Raw genomic sequence first — 17,768 nt, 5'->3', positions numbered from 1 at the left:
ATAAATATGACTATTGAGGAGCCAATATGAAATTGTTTAGTCAAGTGAATACAGCACATACTGGTAATGGTTCGGATAAATGGCAACATTATTTGAACACTTACGATGAGGTTTTGAAGCCTTTTCAAGGTGAAGATGTGTCTTTGTTGGAAGTGGGCGTGTGTAACGGTGGCTCTTTGGAAATATGGGAGCGTTATTTTCCTTATGCTCAACACATCGTTGGCTGTGACATCAATCCTGAATGTCAAAATATTGCGTTGAATGGTCGTCATATTGATGTGGTCATTGGTGATGTTAAAAATCATGATACGGTCCATCAAATTACTGCCATTTGCCCACAGTTTGACATCATCATTGACGATGGTTCACACATCAGCTCTGATATTATTGCTGCATTTGTGCGCTTGTTTCCTTTGCTAAAAGAGGACGGTATTTATATTGCTGAAGATTTGTGTTGTAGTTATTGGCAAAATTGGGAAGGTGGCGTCAATCGTGAAAGCTCGGCCATGCAATTTTTAAAATTGCTGGCTGACGTGGTCAATTATGAACATTGGGATGTCAGTGCTTCTCGTGCGGACTTATTCCAAGCCTTTGCAGCTGCGCAAGGCATAGATCAAGTGGATTTGAGTGTGATACATTCCATCACTTTCAATAATTCAATGTGCATTATTCGTAAAAAATCTGCCGCTCACAATGTTTTGGGTAAGCGAGTGGTGGTCGGTCAAACGTTCCATGTGTTGCCAAACATCAAAAACATGCATGGTGTGGACATCAGTGATGTGGTGGTGGTGCATAAAAAAGATGAGCCTGTTGTAAGTGATGCGATGCAAAAATTGCATCAACAAGAAGCTTTGGTGGCGCAGCAGCAAATTTACATGGAACAGCAACAAGCGTATATCGAGCAATTGCTAGCATATGTGCAAACATTAGAGCAACACATACAAGGGCAAAACGTGGAAGGGATTATTGGTTGAAGTGGTTTCGTTACATTGGTTTCATTATCATCAGCTTGGGCTTAGGTGCTTGCAGCACTTGGCACTCAGCCAACGATGCTTGGGTCGGTCCAGACAAAGTCAAACATTTTGCCGTGTCCGCAGGTTTAAGTGCTGCAGCGGCACAATCTTTGCACGGCAACCACATGCCGCCATCTCATCGAGCCACTGCGGCTATTGGCTTTAGCGTCTCTATGGGTTTGGGTAAAGAGTTGTATGATGCTCGTGCGCAAGGCAGTGGTTTCAGTTGGAAAGATTTGGCCTACGATGTGGGTGGTGCAATAGCTGGGTATCAATTATACCGTTTGGCTCATTGATTCAATTTTGCTGGATCAAGCGTCCTGTAAACCTTTACAGGACGCTTTTTTTAGATATTTCAATCTTGTGGGAACAGGTTTTTATTCACTTGTTTTTGGATTTGTTTTTGAATTTTTTGCATGTGTGCGTTGGATTCTTTGCGCGTGTGTTGGTGCAAAATGTAAAAAGAAGCAGTGCGCTCACCAAAAGATTTGGCTTGGAAAAAAGTACTTGGCAACACATTGCGTCCCAATTCCTTGTAAGCGCGCGCGACAGTGAAATCAATTTCACGTCCTGCCGCATCTAAATACACGCAAAACGGTGTGGCATAACCGACTTGGCGATAACAATCATTGACGGCTTTTTGCAATCCTGTCATGCCTTGATTGCGATACACATTGATGGCGGCGTGGGTGGCTTGGTCTAACTCTTTGGACACATCTTTGACGGGAGCTGCGCTTGCAGCTTGGCTGAATCCCAAAACCAATCCCAACATCCATAAATACTGCTTCATATCTTATTCCTTAATTAACATAACGCATTTAATGCATACTTAAATATTGTGAATGAACATACTAAAACGCTTATGCTACAAAGTAAACGTAACAAGCATTGCTCAAAATCAAATCCATCTGCTATAAAGTCTGCAAATCATAAGGAAAAATGACATGGATGTTTTGTTGTCGGCAAAAAATGTGAATGCTTATTTTGGTCAAACACAAGTATTGTTCGATGTGAATTTACAGGTCGCTCGTGGGCAGAAGATAGCGATAGTGGGTGAGTCAGGCAGTGGTAAAACTGTGTTGGCTCAAGGTATCATGCGCTTGAATCCGATGGTGAGTTTGAATGGCAACATTGATTTTTTAGAGCAAGATTTGTTGACTCTGTCTGAAAAACATCTGGGTAAAATCCGTGGACGCGATATTGGCATGGTGTTTCAAGAGCCGATGACGGCTTTGAATCCTGTGTATACAGTTGGCAACCAAATTGCCGAGGTCTACCAACAGCATTTGGGTTTAACCGCCAAACAAGCTTGGCAAGCCGCGATTGAAATTTTGCAAGAAACGGGCATACAGGACGCTTGTGATAAGGTCAAAGCCTATCCGTTTCAATTGTCAGGTGGTCAAAGACAAAGAGCGATGATTGCCATGGCTGTGGCGGCGCAACCGAAATTGTTGATTGCAGATGAACCCACCACCGCTTTAGATGTGGCGGTGCAAGCACAAATTGTGGCTTTGCTTGAACGTTTACAAAACCAGTATCAAATGGCATTGTTGTACATCAGCCATGATTTGCGCTTGGTGGAACGTTTTGCTGATGAGGTGGTGGTGATGCAACAAGGGCATGTAGTGGAGCAAGCTGCGACAGCACAACTTTTTGCTCAGCCGCAACATGTTTATACGCAAGATTTATTGAATGCCCGCCCTGAAGCTTTGAATCTTGTTGCGGCAGAAAAAAACAGCAGTGCAGTTGTTTTGGATGTACAGAATGTCAGTGTGAGCATCCAACAAAAACAATCATGGTGGCGTCACAGCAACAAAGTGTTATTGCAACCGCTATCTTTACAATTGCAAGCTGGCAAAACTTTGGGCATTGTGGGTGAGTCAGGCAGTGGCAAAACCACTTTTGCCAAAGCTTTGATGCGTTTGATGCCTGCGACAGGAAAAGTCGTGGTGGGTGCGGAAGACTGGCTGGCTTTGGGTTTGAATGATTTGGTTGTCCACAGACAAAACATGCAAATGGTGTTTCAAGATCCATTTTCTGCGTTCAATCCACGCATGAATATGCAAACGGCGTTGTTAGAACCATTTTTCATTCAAAAAAGCCATTTAAGCCCTGAGCAACAGCAAGCACGTTTGTTAGAAGTTTTGGATGATGTCGGCTTGCCACATGACAGCTTGCAGCGTTATCCACACGAATTTTCAGGTGGACAGCGACAGCGTTTGGCGATTGCTCGTGCTTTGGTGGTCAGACCTAAAATATTGTTATTGGATGAGCCCACCAGCGCTTTGGATGTGCGCTTACAAAAACAAATATTGAAATTATTATTAAAATTGCAACAGCAATATGATTTAAGCATGGTGATTATCAGCCATGACTTGGATGTGATTGCGGCATTGGCATCTGATATGTTGGTTCTAAAACAAGGGTGTGTGGTGGAGTCGGGTACGGTGCATGAAATTTTTACTGCCGCTGAACATCCTTACACACAAGAATTGCTCAGACATTTGTCATCGCCGATTAGAACCGTCCTGAAATGAATATTTCAAATAGTGGTGTCTGCGTTTGGAACAAAAGGCAATAATGACAAACAAATGATTTTGAATGTCATCAAGAGAGCTTGCTATGTCCCCAACCAAAACTTATGTAACGGTCTTAACTACTGACCATTATTTGCCTGGTGTATTGGCTTTGCAACAAAGTTTGTTGAATGTAGATGCAAAATATCCTTTGTTGGTTGTGGCAAGCGAAACTTTAGAGGCTGCGACTTTGATGACTTTGGAAAAATTAGGTATGCAAGTTTGTGTGGTTTCTGCATTGGCATATCATGATGATGTTATTGAGCGCATGACTCAAGATGCTTGGCCGATTGAAGTCATACACAGCGCCACCAAATTGAAAATTTTGTCTTTGGTTGATTATGAAAAAATAGTGTATTTGGATTCAGACATGATTGTCAGAGCCAATATCGATGATTTGTTTGACAGGCCTCATGCCAGTGCGGTGTGGGATTGGTGTGGTCAAAGCCGTATGGCGCGTCATCAAGGTTTGAACAGTGGGTTATTGGTGATAGAGCCTAATATATCCGAATATCATAACGCATTGGCTTTAATGGACGCACAAGTGGGCTATGATCAAGACGTGTTCCGTGCTTTGTGGCCGCATTGGATGGACAGTCCACATTTGCAATTAGAGCCGACTTTGAATGTGTTTGTGATGGGCATTGAAGATTTGATTAAAATGCGCTTTTTGGCATTTAAAGACATTCAAGTGTTGCATTATGTTGGCAATCCTAAGCCATTTCAAATTAGAAATTTTGATTTGTCTAAAACCTTAGAATTTTTAAATTACTTGTATTGGGAATATGTTAATCAAGCTTATTTGCGCTTGAAATAAATTTTTTTAACAGTGTGGTTTAGGTACCTGTCTTAAGATTTTGGCATAGCGTGTTAAATGAGAATTAACAGAAGTTTGGTGATTTTTTATAAAAATCAAAAGCATCTGTCATATTTAAATGGCGCCATAATCTGCGTCAAGCTCAGCTTATGAAAGCATAAATAACTATAAGCTTTATACCTAAAATTTATTGCGAGGCAACATACTTGAAAAAAAGTGGCAGTGTCTATATCCTTTTAAGTCAAATTTATTGATTCAATATCCAAAGGAATGTTTATGAGCAGCGAATTGATTGTTCACGTATCTGATGCTACGTTTGAAGAAGAAGTATTGAAAGCCGAAGGCGCAGTATTGGTTGATTTTTGGGCGCCTTGGTGTGGTCCTTGCAAAATGATTGCCCCTGTATTGGACGATATTGCACCTGAATATGAAGGCAAATTGAAAATTGTTAAAGTTAACGTGGATGACAACCAAGCCATTCCAGGCCAATATGGTGTGCGTGGCATCCCAACTTTGATGATTTTCAAAGACGGTCAAAATGTAGCAACCAAAGTCGGCGCATTGGCAAAAGGTCAATTGGTCGCTTTTATTGATGCTTCTATTGCTTAATTAATTGATTGAGTCAGTCTGATAAAAAATCCCCAGCTAAAGTTGGGGATTTTTATATGATGATTGATTAAATGAACTTAAAAGCGTTTTTTAAAACAAACTGCTTAGTTTTGCTATTGGTATGACTGTTTTTGTGTGGGTTTGGAAAAAAATTGCTAAAGAGATGAAGATGTTTTGGAATGGACGCTTTACTGTATCTTGGTGTTCCGCTTGACAAAAATGGTCAAAAAGAATTAGCATGCAAAGGAATATCTGTACATACACCATCATAATTTCCGTTATCTTCAAGTAATCTTTTCAATCTTAATTCACCAAATAAACTGAATGGATCTTTTAGGTGTTCTGCTCAAAATAACATCTGCTAGCCATAGCTTGATGCGGACAATTCTTTCTAAATTAAAATTCTATACTGACACATTAAAATGCACGTTTCCGAACTACAAAAACAACACGTTTCTGAATTATTGACTTTGGCCGAACAAAATGGCATTGAAAATGCCAACCGCTTGCGCAAACAAGATTTGGTATTTGCCATTGTCCGCGCTTTGGTCAAAAAAGGCGAAAGCTTCACAGGCGAAGGCACTTTGGAAATTTTACCAGATGGCTTTGGCTTCTTACGCAGTCGAGATACGTCTTATTTGGCAGGTCCGGACGACATTTATGTCAGCCCAAGTCAAATCCGCCGTTTCAATTTGCACACAGGTGACACTATCGAAGGCAGTGTCCGCACACCTAAAGACGGTGAACGCTATTTTGCTTTGGTGAAATTGGACAAAATCAATGGTGATGACCCTGAAAAATGCAAACACAAAATTTTGTTTGAAAACTTAACGCCGTTGTTCCCAACGCGCCAATTCAAATTAGAGCGCGATGGTAAAACCAAAGAGGACAAAAACGTCACTAGCCGCGCCATTGATTTGGTTGCGCCCATTGGTTTTGGCCAACGTGCTTTGTTGGTAGCCCCGCCTAAAACAGGTAAAACTGTGATGTTGCAAAACATCGCCACTGCCATCACGACCAATTATCCTGATGTGGAATTGATTGTATTGTTGATTGATGAGCGTCCTGAAGAAGTGACTGAAATGACCCGCTCTGTGCGTGGTGAAGTGGTATCGTCAACTTTTGATGAACCTGCCCAGCGTCATGTACAAGTGGCTGAGATGGTGATTGAAAAGGCCAAGCGTTTGGTTGAACATGGCAAAGATGTGGTGATTTTATTGGATTCGATTACCCGTTTGGCACGTGCTTACAATACTGTGGTACCAGCATCGGGCAAAATTTTGACCGGTGGTGTGGATGCCAATGCCTTGCACCGCCCAAAACGTTTCTTTGGTGCGGCGCGTAATTTGGAAGAAGGTGGTTCTTTGACCATCATCGCCACCGCTTTGGTCGATACAGGCAGCCGCATGGACGATGTGATTTACGAAGAATTCAAAGGCACGGGCAATATGGAATTGCATTTGGAACGCCGTTTGGCCGAAAAACGCGTCTTCCCAGCCATCAGCTTGAACCGCTCAGGCACGCGTCGTGAAGAATTGTTGGTGCCAAACGATCAATTGCAACGCATGTGGTTGTTGCGCAAATTCTTGCATCCGATGGACGATGTGGAAGCGATGGAATTTTTGCAAGACAAAATCAAATCATCGAAAAACAATGCTGATTTCTTTGATCAAATGAAGCGTTAAGCGATTGTGTATGTTTAAAAAGCGTCCTGTAAACTTTACAGGACGCTTTTTTCATGCCCATTGTACCCACTCACGCCACCACAGCTTCCAAATCCACATTGAAAAATGCACCGTGGTTGGTTGTTTGTTGTAAACCGTCATACACCATCAAAATGGCGGCGGTCAACATCAAACGGCGCTTGTGTTCAGAGGCAAGACTTTGTTGCCACCAAGTCAATAAGCGTTGGTACAAAGCTTGCATTGCTTGGCTTTGACGTTGAATGCCAAAAAATTGGCTCATTTGTTGTTGTAACAGCTCGGGTGAAAAATCATCCTCAGCGTCCTGTAAATCAAGTGTCATGTGCCAATCGATGTTTTGCCATGTGAAGCTGTTAGAAAAGGGTGGTTCAAAATCATCCCAAGCGCCATTGCTGACGATGTGTTGCGCCGCTTGTTGGCCCATAACCACACATTCCAATAAAGAGTTGCTCGCTAAACGGTTGGCACCATGTAAACCTGTGCATGCCACTTCACCTACTGCATACAAATGGGTTACATGGGTGCGGGCATGTTCGTCTGTGACCACGCCACCACAAGCATAATGAGCTGCAGGTGCCACAGGAATCCATTGTTGGCTGATGTCCAATTGATGTTGTGTCAAACAAAACTCATAAATACTCGGGAAATGGTGTTGGATGAAGCTTAAAGGCTTATGTGTGATGTCCAAATACACTTGTGAGGTTTTTTGAATTTGGTCGGCAATGGCGCGCGCCACAATATCACGAGGCGCCAATTCGGCACGTTCATCGTAAGCGGGCATGAAACGCTCGCCCATAGCATTGCGCAAAATCGCTCCCTCACCACGCAAAGCCTCTGACATCAAAAAGCAAGGATTTTGTGGCAATGCCAAGGCGGTTGGATGAAATTGTATAAATGCCATTTGATGCAAATGGCAACCTGCGTGCGCTGCCAAAGCCATGCCATCGGCAGTGGCGGTGATGGGATTGGTAGTCAGGGCAAACAATTGACCTGCGCCACCGCTGGCGAGTACGATTTTTGCAGCTTGGATGCTGTGGTTGTGTTGTTGCGCATCTTGTATGGACAAACCCACACACACGCCATTTTGCACTTGTAATTGTGTTACTTGAACATGTGACACAATGTCGATGTTGGGATATTGGCGCACTTGTTGTTGCAAAGTTTGTGTGACTGAAAAACCTGTGTGGTCAGCGGCATGTACCACGCGGCGTTTACCATGACCACCTTCACGGGTTAAATGCAATTGTGTGGCATCTTCTTGCTCATATGTAAACGGCACACCATGTGCACACAACCATTCAATGGCGGTCTTGCCTTGGCTGACAATATGTCGGACTGCTGTTTCATGACACAAGCCTGCTCCTGCAATGAGGGTGTCTTGTACATGTTCTTCTACACTGTCATGTAAATCCATCACCGCAGCAATGCCACCTTGAGCGCGGTTACTAGAACAAGTGTGTAAATCTTCTTTGCTCAATAGCAATACCGATAAATGTGTTGGTAACGACAAAGCCACGCTCAAACCAGCCAAACCAGCACCGATAATCACCACATCATACGAGTTTTTGGGCATGTTCATGGTTTTGTTCCAGCCATTGTTGAAATTGTGAAATGTGGGCATTTAAGTCCGCGCCATCTTTCGCCACACCAAATTCACGGTAAGCGGCAGAAAAATCCAACATTCGCTGAATCGAACGACGAGCGGCATGTAAAGTTGTGTGAGATACTTGGACTGCATGGCTTTGGTCTTCTAATGTGCTGATGCAGTTTTGCAAACCATTCATCGCCATCCAAGGGCAAAATGCACACGATTTGCACGTCGCGCCATCGCCTGCAGTAGGCGCTGCAAAAAATTGTTTGTGCGGTGCTTGTTTTTGCATTTCGTGCAAAATGCCTTGGTCGGTGGCGACAATGAAGGATTTTGCAGAATGATTAACAGCGGCCTGTAACAATTTGCTGGTAGAACCAATCACGTCGGCTTGAGCAACAACTTCGGCAGGCGATTCAGGATGAACCAACACCAAGGCTTCAGGATGCTTTTCTTTGAGTAAGCTCAATTCCAAACCTTTGAATTCATGATGCACAATGCATGATCCTTGCCACAAAATCATGTCTGCGCCAGTTTGCTTTTGAATGTAGCTGCCTAAATGGCGGTCAGGCCCCCAAATGATTTTTTTGCCTTGGCTGTGTAAGAACGTCACAATTTCCAAAGCAATGGACGAGGTGACCACCCAATCAGCACGCGCTTTGACTTCGGCGCTGGTGTTGGCATAAACCACAACGGTACGGTCTGGATATTGGTCGCAAAAGGCGGTGAATTCATCGACAGGGCAACCCAAATCCAAAGAGCAAGTGGCTTCTAAATCGGGCATTAATACGGTTTTTTCAGGGCTGAGAATTTTAGACGTTTCGCCCATGAATTTGACCCCTGCGACCAACAAGGTTTGCGCAGAATGGTTTTGTCCAAAACGTGCCATTTCCAAAGAGTCACCCACCATACCGCCTGTAGCCAATGCCAAATCTTGCAATTCAGGCGCAACATAATAATGCGCTACCATGACAGCATTGTGTTGGGTGAGTAAGTTTTGAAGATGGGCAATGGCTTGTGCTTTGGCATTGTCTTGGAGTTTGGCAGGTGTTTTTGCCCAAGCTTCATGCAAGATACATGCTTGTTGTTCTTGTTGTTGCTTTGCAGCATTTACATGGGCTTGCATGTGTTCAAGCGACGGTTTTTCATACGGGTAAGACAAACGTTCAGAAGTATGTGTGTTCATGGTTTTTATGACATCTATGTGACGTTTTAAGGAAAGCAGATTATGCTCGTAAGAGTGATTTGAAATCAATCAAAATATGCTCATTTTGAGTATTTAGATATGTATCTTTTTGAGTATATAAATAATTTTTATTTTTAATATGTCAATGGCTTTGAATGTATGGTTATGTCAATGGCTTTGAATGTATGGTTGATTCCCAATGCAAAAAATGTAAATGTCCTTATTTGTTTAGGGCAAAAATCAATGATAATGCTGTCTTGAAATAGTTTAAAATGTGTTCATGTTTTTTAACTGCGTGACGAATTTGTACATCATCATAAATCATTTTTCACGTTTGTTATTATATTTATATTGAATTTTTATGCCCAATTTGAGAATATTATCTCTTTTTGAGTATATTTCTAGGATACACAGTCATGCGCCATACTTTGCCTCATCTTTTATTACAACCTTTGGTTCAAACTGCTTTGGCTGAAGATTTGGGTCGCCGTGGTGATGTGACAAGCGAGGCAATGATAGACATTGATCAGCAAGCGACTTTACACATGGTGGCGCGTGAAAGCGGCGTGGTGTGTGGCATGCAATTGGCACGTTTGAGTTTTCAAGCCTTGCAATCGGATGTTTTGTTTGAAGCGCAAGTGCAAGATGGTGATGTATTAGAAGCAGGAATGGTATTGGCGAGTATCCAAGGCAATGCGCGTGGCATTTTAGCGGCAGAGCGCACGGCTTTGAATTTTTTAACTCATTTAAGTGGTATTGCCACCATCACCCAGCAAATTCAACACAGTATCGCCCATACAAATGCACAATTGACTTGTACTCGTAAAACTATACCGGGTTTGCGTGCTTTGCAAAAATATGCCGTGCGTGTGGGTGGTGGGCGTAACCATCGTATGGGTTTGGACGATGCAATTTTGATTAAAGACAACCACATTGCTTTGGCTGGCGGAGACATGGCAGAGGCGATTCAAAAAGCCAAAGCGTATGCAGGGCACTTGATTGCAGTAGAAGTTGAGGTCGATACTTTGCAGCAATTGGAAGCGGTATTGCAAGAAGGTGTGGCTTTGGTGTTGTTGGACAATATGAATATCGAACAACTCAAGCAAGCAGTCGCCATGTGTCAGGGCAAATGCAAAACAGAAGCTTCAGGCGGTTTGACTCCAGCCACTGCAGTGGCGGTTGCTGAAACGGGCGTGGATTTTTTAGCAATGGGCTATGTGACGCACAGTGCGCCGTATTTGGATATTGGTTTGGATTATTTATTGTAAGGGTAATAAGATATATCAAGCGGCCTGTAAAGTTTACAGGGCGCTTGTTAAATCATTTTATTCATAATATGAATTTAACTGTTCCATGTCATTTTTATCCTGATGGTGTGGGCGAAAAATGACTGTGGTTGTGATATGAGGCGCAATGATTGATGAGTGGTTTTGTCATAAAAACAGATTTCATATTGGTATTTTTACTGATTAAGTTGCAGATATTGGCTGTGTGTTCGAAGCAATATGGTTTTGGCGGCTTGATGGTTGAAATCCAAATTGGCTCGATATAAAGAAAAAACTCCCATTAAAAATGGGAGAATTTCTTTATAAATGAAATGATTTAAGCGACATTTAACACATTGGCATTGCTTAAACTCATTGCCGCTTCCACAGTATGTAACAACAATAAAGTGGTCGTCACCGTGCCCACGCCACCGGGAACGGGAGTAAGAGCATGTGCGATCTCTGCTACTTCTGGTGCGACATCGCCAACCAATCGGCCGTTTTCATCAATATTGGTGCCAACATCAATCACAATAGAATCGGTGGTGATATGGCTATCTTTTAATAAATTGATTTGTCCCACCGCCACGACCACGATTTTGGCAGCTTTGGTGCGTTGTGATAAATTTTGTGTGTGTGAATGACATAAAGTGACCGTCGCATTGTGTTTCAGTAACAGTTGCGTCAATGGTTTGCCTACCACATTCGAGCGCCCAATCACTGTGACTTCTTCACCTGCCAATGGAATATCATAATAGTCTAAAATTTCCATGACAGCGCGAGCCGTCGCAGGTGCAAAAGCCTTTTGCCCCGCACTTAAATAGCCCAAACTCAACGGATTGGCACCATCGATGTCTTTATTTTTATCAATCAAATTAATCAAATGATTGATATTGATATTTTTTGGCAAAGGCGTTTGTAAAATAATGCCGTGTACAGCAGTGTTTTGATTCAATTCAAGAATCAGGGTTTTTAATGCTTCTTCACTTGGATTGTGAAGTGTATAGACCTCACATTTGATGCCTTGTGATTGAGCAGCTTTTTTGATGGAATTGACATACCAAATAGTGGCTTCATTATCGGTTGCCAAAATCACAGCAAGACATGCTGTCACATCTTGTTGAGCCAAAACAGCGACCTGATGTTGTATGGTGGTTTTGAGCTTTTCTGCGACTGGTTTGCCGCTGAGTGTTGAATTTAGCTGACCATCATTGTTGGGTTGGGGTTTGAGTTTTTGACGAACTTTGCCCGTGATGGTGTCGGCAAATTGAATCAATTTCTCAGCCAGTTTGGCATAATCTATCAATTCAGATTTGGTTGGCTTTTCTTCAATAGAATTGATATTGATTTCCAAGGTTACCAAAGCCGTTGCAAGTGCAGCTTTGGCTGATTCAGCCGCCGCTGCCACATCACTGATGACGCTTTTATTGCCTATTAAAACCAAGGTATCAGCACTTTGCAAAATGCGCTCAGACAACTTAACGGTACGGATTTGCGGGATGGTCGCTGTTTTGGTGGCGGCCTGAATCACTTGCAGGCGATACGCTTTTTGTTCTTGAGTATCGCGTGGTAAACGATAAGCTTGAATCAAATCATTGAATAAATATTCATCTTGATCTGCAATCAGCAAAGCTTCTTCTATTAATTGTTCAGATTGAATAATCAATGGTTCGATTTGATTTTGAACATGTTCAAATCGTTCACCCACTGTAAATTTGGCAACCATGCTGATTAAAGCAGCACCATGTGCAACATGTAAAGCACCTACAGCCCCCCCACCTGGGGTGGGGGCGTTAGATGCTAAACGAGACAAGTAAGACGAAACTGTTTCGTTAGCAATCATTCTTCAAACTCCTAAATTGCTGAAATGGTATTTGAGACGCCACGCAAACGCAGCATTTCTGGGTCATAAACGGGATCTTGTGTTACCGTTGCCGAAATTTTCTTGCCAAAGTAATCAATCTGTACTTTGTCATCAATGTCAATGTTGGCAGGCAACCAAGCATAAGCAATCGGACGGCCAACGGTATAAGCAAAACCTGCGCTGGTCACATAGCCCACAGCCATGTTTTGGTGATAAACCGCTTCACTGCCTAAAACAACGTCGTTGGCGGTATCAATTAACAAACAACGCAAGTATTTTTGTTGAGGCTGTTGACGCAGTGCTGCCAAGGCTTCTTTGCCCACAAAATCTGCTTCTTTTTTGGCACTCACTGCAAAACCCAAACCCGCTTCATACGGATTGTGTTCGGTGTTCATGTCTGTACCCCAAGAGCGGTAGCCTTTTTCCAAGCGCAATGATGCAAATGCCGCACGGCCACCTGCTACCATGCCATGCTCTTGACCTGCCTCCCACAAAACGCCCCATAAGCGCTGACCATTTTCTGCGGAAGTGTAAATTTCCCAACCCAATTCTCCGACATAAGACAAGCGCCATGCCGTGACAGGTACGCCACCAATATGTGCTTGCATAGAGCGGAAGTATTTCAAGCCTTCATTGGAAAAGTCATCAGTACTGATTTTAGCCACTACTTCTCGTGCCAAAGGACCCCACAAACCGATACAACATGTTCCGCCGGTGATGTCTCGTACATGTACCCAACCACCAGGCAACTGACCTTGGTTTTGTTTTCTGGCTTCCACTTCAAAATAAGCGGTGTCAATGTTGCCGTTCGCACCGACTTGGAAGGTTTCTTCATCCAAGCGTGCTACGGTAATATCACTGCGAATGCCGCCTTTTTCATCCACCATCAACGTGTAAGTGACCGAACCAATGGACTTGTTCATTTCACTGGTGGTTAGTCGTTGCAATAAAGCCAAAGCACCAGATCCGCAGATTTCCAAGCGTTTTAATGGCGTCATGTCATACATCGCAACAGCGGTACGCGTTTTATAAGCTTCAATAGCTGCGATAGGCGAGTGATGCAAACTACTCCACAAATCACGGCTGACAGGCTGCCAAGTCCAAGGCAAATCTTTAAAATGTTTGGCATTGGATTGGAACCAATATGGACGCTCCCAACCGCCGCCTTCTAAAAAGTGGGCGCCCAACTGACCTTGACGAGCATGAAACGGGCTTACACGCAAATCTCTGGCAATCAAACGTGGCTCTAAAGGATGGCGCACATCGTAAATTTCCACGAAATTTTGTTTAGAGGTTTCCAAGACAAAACTCGGTGCCAATTGCACTTCTTCAAAGCGGTTGATGTCACAACTGGACAAGTCGATTTCTGAGCGTCCTGTAGTAATCAATTCAGCGACCGCACGTGAAATACCTGCAGAATGCGTCACCCAAACCGCTTCGGCTAAGAAAAAGCCTTGTACTTTAGGCGATTCGCCAACTAATGAGCCACCATCAGGCGTGAACGAGAAAATACCATTGAAGCCATTGGCAATTTCAGCATCAGCCAAATCAGGCAACAAACGTTTTGATGCTTCCCATGAAGAGGCAAAATCCTCAGGGGTGAATTTTTGGCTCGATGGCATATTGTCTTTGGTGTATTCATCCAAAGGAATTTTAGGCAAATGTTCCAACAAAGTTGGCATAGGCTTGTGCAAATAAGAACCGATACCATAGCCGTCGCCATGTTCACGGTAATACAAATCTTGGTCTTGGAAACGTAAAATCGGCAAGCTCACGCCATTAGGATCGGTATTGCGACCTTTCAAGCCTTTAACAGGCGTGGTTTTGGCGTATTGGTGCGCCAAAGGCACCAATGGCACTTTCATACCGACCATTTTGCCGACGTTCACCCCCCAAAAACCTGCGCAACACACCACCACATCGGCTTCAATCAATTCTTCGCCAATCCAAACGCCTTTGATTTGGTTGTTTTCATGTTTGATGCCAGTAATGGTGGTGCGGTCACGATAAACCACGCCTGCAGCTTGGGTGCGCTCAATCAAACCATTTACCGCTTTGCCTGCCAAAGCCAAACCATCTGAAGGAATATGCAGGCCGCCTAATACAAATTCTTCGTCTAACAAAGGATATAAGGCTTTGCATTCTGCTGCTGTCAATAATTTGGTTTCAGTGCCCCAAGATTGTCCCCAACTATGTTTTCGACGCAAATCATTCAAACGGGTTGGTGTTGTTGCCACTTCCAAACCACCTACAGGTGTGAACGCATCCAATGATTTGAGTTTTTCGACTGTGTAATTGGCAAATTGCGTCATCGCTTTGGATGAGTTGATTTGAAATACCAAGCCAGGCGCATGAGACGTTGAGCCACCAGGCAAAGCCAAAGGACCTTGTTCAATGACGGTAATATGGTTCCAACCGCGTTGTACCAATTCATCTGCCACATTGGTACCCACAATGCCCGCACCAATAATCACCACTCGTTTGTTATTTTCCATTCTTTATGCTCCTGTAAACCTTCATTTTGATTGTTATTGAAAGACGATGGTGCTGTGGCCATCAAGTAACACACGATGCTCACAATGCCATTGCACTGCGCGACTCAAAGCTTGCGCTTCAGCGGTTTGACCCACTTGCGACAAAGCGCGTGGATCATTGGTATGGTTTACACGGATAACTTCTTGTTCAATGATAGGACCTTCATCCAAATCAGCTGTCACATAATGTGCGGTGGCTCCAATCATTTTTACGCCACGAGCATGAGCTTGATGGTAAGGCTTGGCACCTTTGAAACCAGGTAAAAACGAATGATGGATATTGATGGCTTTACCAGACAATTTGGCAGACAATTCATCTGAAAAAATCTGCATATAGCGCGCTAACACCACCAAATCAATTTTATGTTCTGCAACCAATTGTAATAATTGTGCTTCGGCTTCTAGTTTGGTCGCAGCACTCACAGGTATGTGAACATAAGGAATGCCAGCTGCTTCGGCCATAGGACGCAAATCTTCATGATTGGATACCACCAAGGCAATATGGGCATTCAACGCACCTGTACGCCAGCGGAAAATCAAATCATTCAAGCAATGGCCTTGTTTGGACACCATCAACAACAAACGCGATTGTTGAGTTGCATCATGGATGGCAAATTGCATGTCAAAACGATTGGCCACATTTTGAAAATCAGCTTGTAATTGGCTCAAAAATTTGGCTTCTTGAGTGTGAAAAGCGGTGCGCACATGCACTTTGCCATTGCCCACATCATCAAATTGTTGGTGCTCACGAATGTTCAAACCTCGTGAAGACAAAAACTCGCTGGCCGCTGACAAAATACCCACTTGATCTGGACAAGTGAATGTCAAAATAAAATGATGGCTGGCAGTTTCAGTCACTGTCTGAGCATTGGCATTTTTTTGCTGAGATATCGATATACATGTTTCTTACTCCTTGAAATTCATTTGAGCCATACAAAATGACCAGTATTGTTTATGCTTTCATTGTCGCTACAGCTGGGCTTAAATAGCTTTCGGTGGCGGCAACATTTTTGAAATACACCGCTTCACCATCGCTTTCACCATCAAAAATCACCAAAGTGTCGGGCATGAATACCAGCACATCACCGGCATAAGCGACATATTTTTGATTGCGTCCATCTCGAACCACCATCTTGCCTTTGGTGACAATTTTGACTTCGATAAAATTAAAAACAGCCTCATAGCTGACCGATGGCTGAAGTGAGAAATAGCCTAAGGTCAAAGCTTGCTGATTGGATAAAGTCAAAGGAATGTCTAAAATTTGCCCTTTTAACTCAGGTATGTTTTTCAATTCAGACAACTCGTTGGCTTGTTGGCTGCCTGCTTTAATCAAATAAATACCGCCTGTAGTATCCACAAAAGATTGAGTCATTTTTTATCCTTTACCTGCATGAGAAATGGTTGGAAACACACACATTGGTTTTTGAATCTGTGATCAGTATAGGCATGTCTTTTTATGAGAAACTGCGTAATACCACACACTATTTTGCTTAAAATCGACATTTTGATTTGCATTGATATTTTCAATAATTGCCATAGGTAAAATATGCCCATAAATCATAAAAAACATTGTTTGTAATTGTTTTAAAAAAGATTTTCTTGAATTGAGTATTAATAAAAAGACATTAAAAAAGCGTCCTGTAAGCTTTACAGGACGCTTGGTATGAAAATCTTTAACGGTTTTATTTAGAAGATGACGCTAGCACAGCACGAGTGGCTTTATTGGTGCGAATTCTGAGCTATAGTCATTTCTGGTGTATGACGTACAAATGAAGAAGGCGTATCCTGTTGATTGATTTCCGCCAAGATTTCAACCAACAAAAGGAATACGCTATGACTGATTTTAACCCAAATGCATTCGTACAACCACAGCAAACATTCAATGACCCATTGACCGATTTGCTGCGTCAGGGAGCCAGGGAGTTGATTGCCAAAGCGGTTGAAACCGAATTGCAGATTTTGCTGGAGCAACATTCACCCAAGAAACTTCCCGATGGTCGCCAAGCATTGGTCAGAAATGGTTATTTGCCGGAACGAACAGTGCAGACTGGCATTGGTGATGTACAGGTGAAAGTGCCGAAGGTACGCGATCGCAGTGGCGACGGTGTGTGTTTCAACAGTCAATTGTTGCCGCCTTATTTGAAGCGTACCAAAAGCATCGAAGAATTGCTGCCGTGGTTGTATTTGAAAGGCATTTCCACTGGTGACCATCAACAAGCTTTGGTGGCTTTATTGGGAGAGCAGGCCAAAGGTTTGTCGGCCAATACCATCAGTCGTTTGAAGCAGCATTGGACGGATGAACATCGTCAATGGAGTCAGCGGGATTTACAGGGCAAACGCTATGTTTATTGGTGGGCGGATGGCATTTACAGCAATGTGAGATTGGACGACAGGCTGTGCTTATTGGTCATCATTGGCGTGACCGATCAAGGACATAACGAGTTGGTGGCGGTTGAAGATGGCTATCGGGAATCTGAAGTCAGTTGGTCAGAAGTGTTGACTGGCTTGCGTTTGAAAGGTTTGGAAACCAGCCCAAAATTGGCAATTGGTGACGGTGCTTTAGGCTTTTGGAATGCGATGGCGAAGCAATATCCGTCCTGTAAACACCAACGT

General features: G+C 43.2%; 15 protein-coding genes. 8 read left to right on the top strand and 7 right to left on the bottom strand.

Annotated elements, in window-relative coordinates:
- Positions 1-26 precede the first annotated feature (26 nt).
- Both H150_RS14190 and H150_RS0109585 read left to right on the top strand, forming a co-directional pair.
- Positions 27-974 carry a class I SAM-dependent methyltransferase gene (locus tag H150_RS14190; RefSeq protein WP_019958846.1) on the top strand — a complete coding sequence of 316 codons (948 nt, stop codon included), beginning with the start codon at positions 27-29 and terminating at the stop codon, positions 972-974.
- Positions 971-1,309 (top strand): YfiM family protein, encoded by a 339-nt coding sequence (locus H150_RS0109585; RefSeq protein WP_019958845.1) that lies wholly within the window; start codon positions 971-973, stop codon positions 1,307-1,309. The genes H150_RS14190 and H150_RS0109585 overlap by 4 nt, the downstream gene beginning before the upstream one ends.
- A gap of 59 nt (positions 1,310-1,368) precedes the next feature.
- Here H150_RS0109585 and H150_RS0109580 read toward each other — a convergent pair whose 3' ends face one another.
- The gene (locus tag H150_RS0109580; RefSeq protein WP_019958844.1) at positions 1,369-1,803 is read right to left on the bottom strand and encodes a hypothetical protein; all 435 of its coding nucleotides are present in this window, start codon (positions 1,801-1,803) and stop codon (positions 1,369-1,371) included.
- Positions 1,804-1,957: 154 nt separating this feature from the next.
- Between H150_RS0109580 and H150_RS0109575 the strand changes: the two genes are divergently transcribed.
- From H150_RS0109575 to rho, 4 genes are all read left to right on the top strand, one after another.
- Positions 1,958-3,550: a dipeptide ABC transporter ATP-binding protein gene (locus H150_RS0109575; protein WP_019958843.1), complete on the top strand. Its 1,593-nt coding sequence runs from the start codon at positions 1,958-1,960 to the stop codon at positions 3,548-3,550.
- Positions 3,551-3,635: 85 nt separating this feature from the next.
- Positions 3,636-4,406, top strand: a complete 771-nt coding sequence (locus tag H150_RS0109570) for a glycosyltransferase (RefSeq protein ID WP_019958842.1) — start codon at positions 3,636-3,638, stop codon at positions 4,404-4,406.
- 276 nt (positions 4,407-4,682) lie between these two features.
- Positions 4,683-5,015 (top strand): thioredoxin TrxA, encoded by a 333-nt coding sequence (gene trxA, locus H150_RS0109565; protein ID WP_019958841.1) that lies wholly within the window; start codon positions 4,683-4,685, stop codon positions 5,013-5,015.
- A 422-nt stretch (positions 5,016-5,437) separates the two neighbouring features.
- Positions 5,438-6,700 (top strand): transcription termination factor Rho, encoded by a 1,263-nt coding sequence (gene rho / locus H150_RS0109560; protein ID WP_019958840.1) that lies wholly within the window; start codon positions 5,438-5,440, stop codon positions 6,698-6,700.
- 70 nt (positions 6,701-6,770) lie between these two features.
- On the opposite strand, the gene nadB is transcribed toward rho, so the two are convergent.
- A complete protein-coding gene (gene nadB, locus H150_RS0109555; RefSeq protein ID WP_104932383.1) occupies positions 6,771-8,297 on the bottom strand; it encodes an L-aspartate oxidase in 1,527 nt (508 codons plus the stop codon).
- Positions 8,272-9,492 (bottom strand): quinolinate synthase NadA, encoded by a 1,221-nt coding sequence (gene nadA, locus H150_RS0109550; protein ID WP_019958838.1) that lies wholly within the window; start codon positions 9,490-9,492, stop codon positions 8,272-8,274. The genes nadB and nadA overlap by 26 nt, the downstream gene beginning before the upstream one ends.
- A 416-nt stretch (positions 9,493-9,908) precedes the next feature.
- Here nadA and nadC point away from each other — a divergent pair, with 416 nt between their 5' ends.
- Positions 9,909-10,760, top strand: coding sequence for a carboxylating nicotinate-nucleotide diphosphorylase (nadC, locus tag H150_RS0109545; protein WP_019958837.1), 852 nt, complete (start codon positions 9,909-9,911; stop codon positions 10,758-10,760).
- 334 nt (positions 10,761-11,094) lie between these two features.
- On the opposite strand, the gene H150_RS15005 is transcribed toward nadC, so the two are convergent.
- The 4 genes from H150_RS15005 to H150_RS0109520 all read right to left on the bottom strand — a co-directional run bounded on the left by H150_RS15005 (position 11,095) and on the right by H150_RS0109520 (position 16,527).
- Positions 11,095-12,600, bottom strand: coding sequence for a cyclodeaminase/cyclohydrolase family protein (locus H150_RS15005; RefSeq protein WP_019958835.1), 1,506 nt, complete (start codon positions 12,598-12,600; stop codon positions 11,095-11,097).
- An 11-nt stretch (positions 12,601-12,611) separates the two neighbouring features.
- Positions 12,612-15,116 (bottom strand): GcvT family protein, encoded by a 2,505-nt coding sequence (locus H150_RS0109530; RefSeq protein WP_019958834.1) that lies wholly within the window; start codon positions 15,114-15,116, stop codon positions 12,612-12,614.
- 33 nt (positions 15,117-15,149) lie between these two features.
- On the bottom strand, positions 15,150-16,013 hold the full coding sequence (purU, locus tag H150_RS0109525) for a formyltetrahydrofolate deformylase (RefSeq protein ID WP_019958833.1): 864 nt from the start codon (positions 16,011-16,013) through the stop codon (positions 15,150-15,152).
- A 94-nt stretch (positions 16,014-16,107) separates the two neighbouring features.
- Positions 16,108-16,527: a cupin domain-containing protein gene (locus tag H150_RS0109520; RefSeq protein ID WP_019958832.1), complete on the bottom strand. Its 420-nt coding sequence runs from the start codon at positions 16,525-16,527 to the stop codon at positions 16,108-16,110.
- Between the two features lie 461 nt (positions 16,528-16,988).
- On the opposite strand from H150_RS0109520, the gene H150_RS14180 reads away from it, so the two are divergent.
- On the top strand, positions 16,989-17,768 hold a 780-nt coding region (locus tag H150_RS14180; protein ID WP_019958830.1), incomplete at its 3' end, for an IS256 family transposase.

The organism is Vitreoscilla stercoraria DSM 513 (genome assembly GCF_000382305.1).
In the GTDB taxonomy this organism is placed as follows: Bacteria; Pseudomonadota; Gammaproteobacteria; order Burkholderiales; family Neisseriaceae; genus Vitreoscilla; species Vitreoscilla stercoraria.
This window is presented reverse-complemented; position numbering and strand designations above follow the sequence as displayed.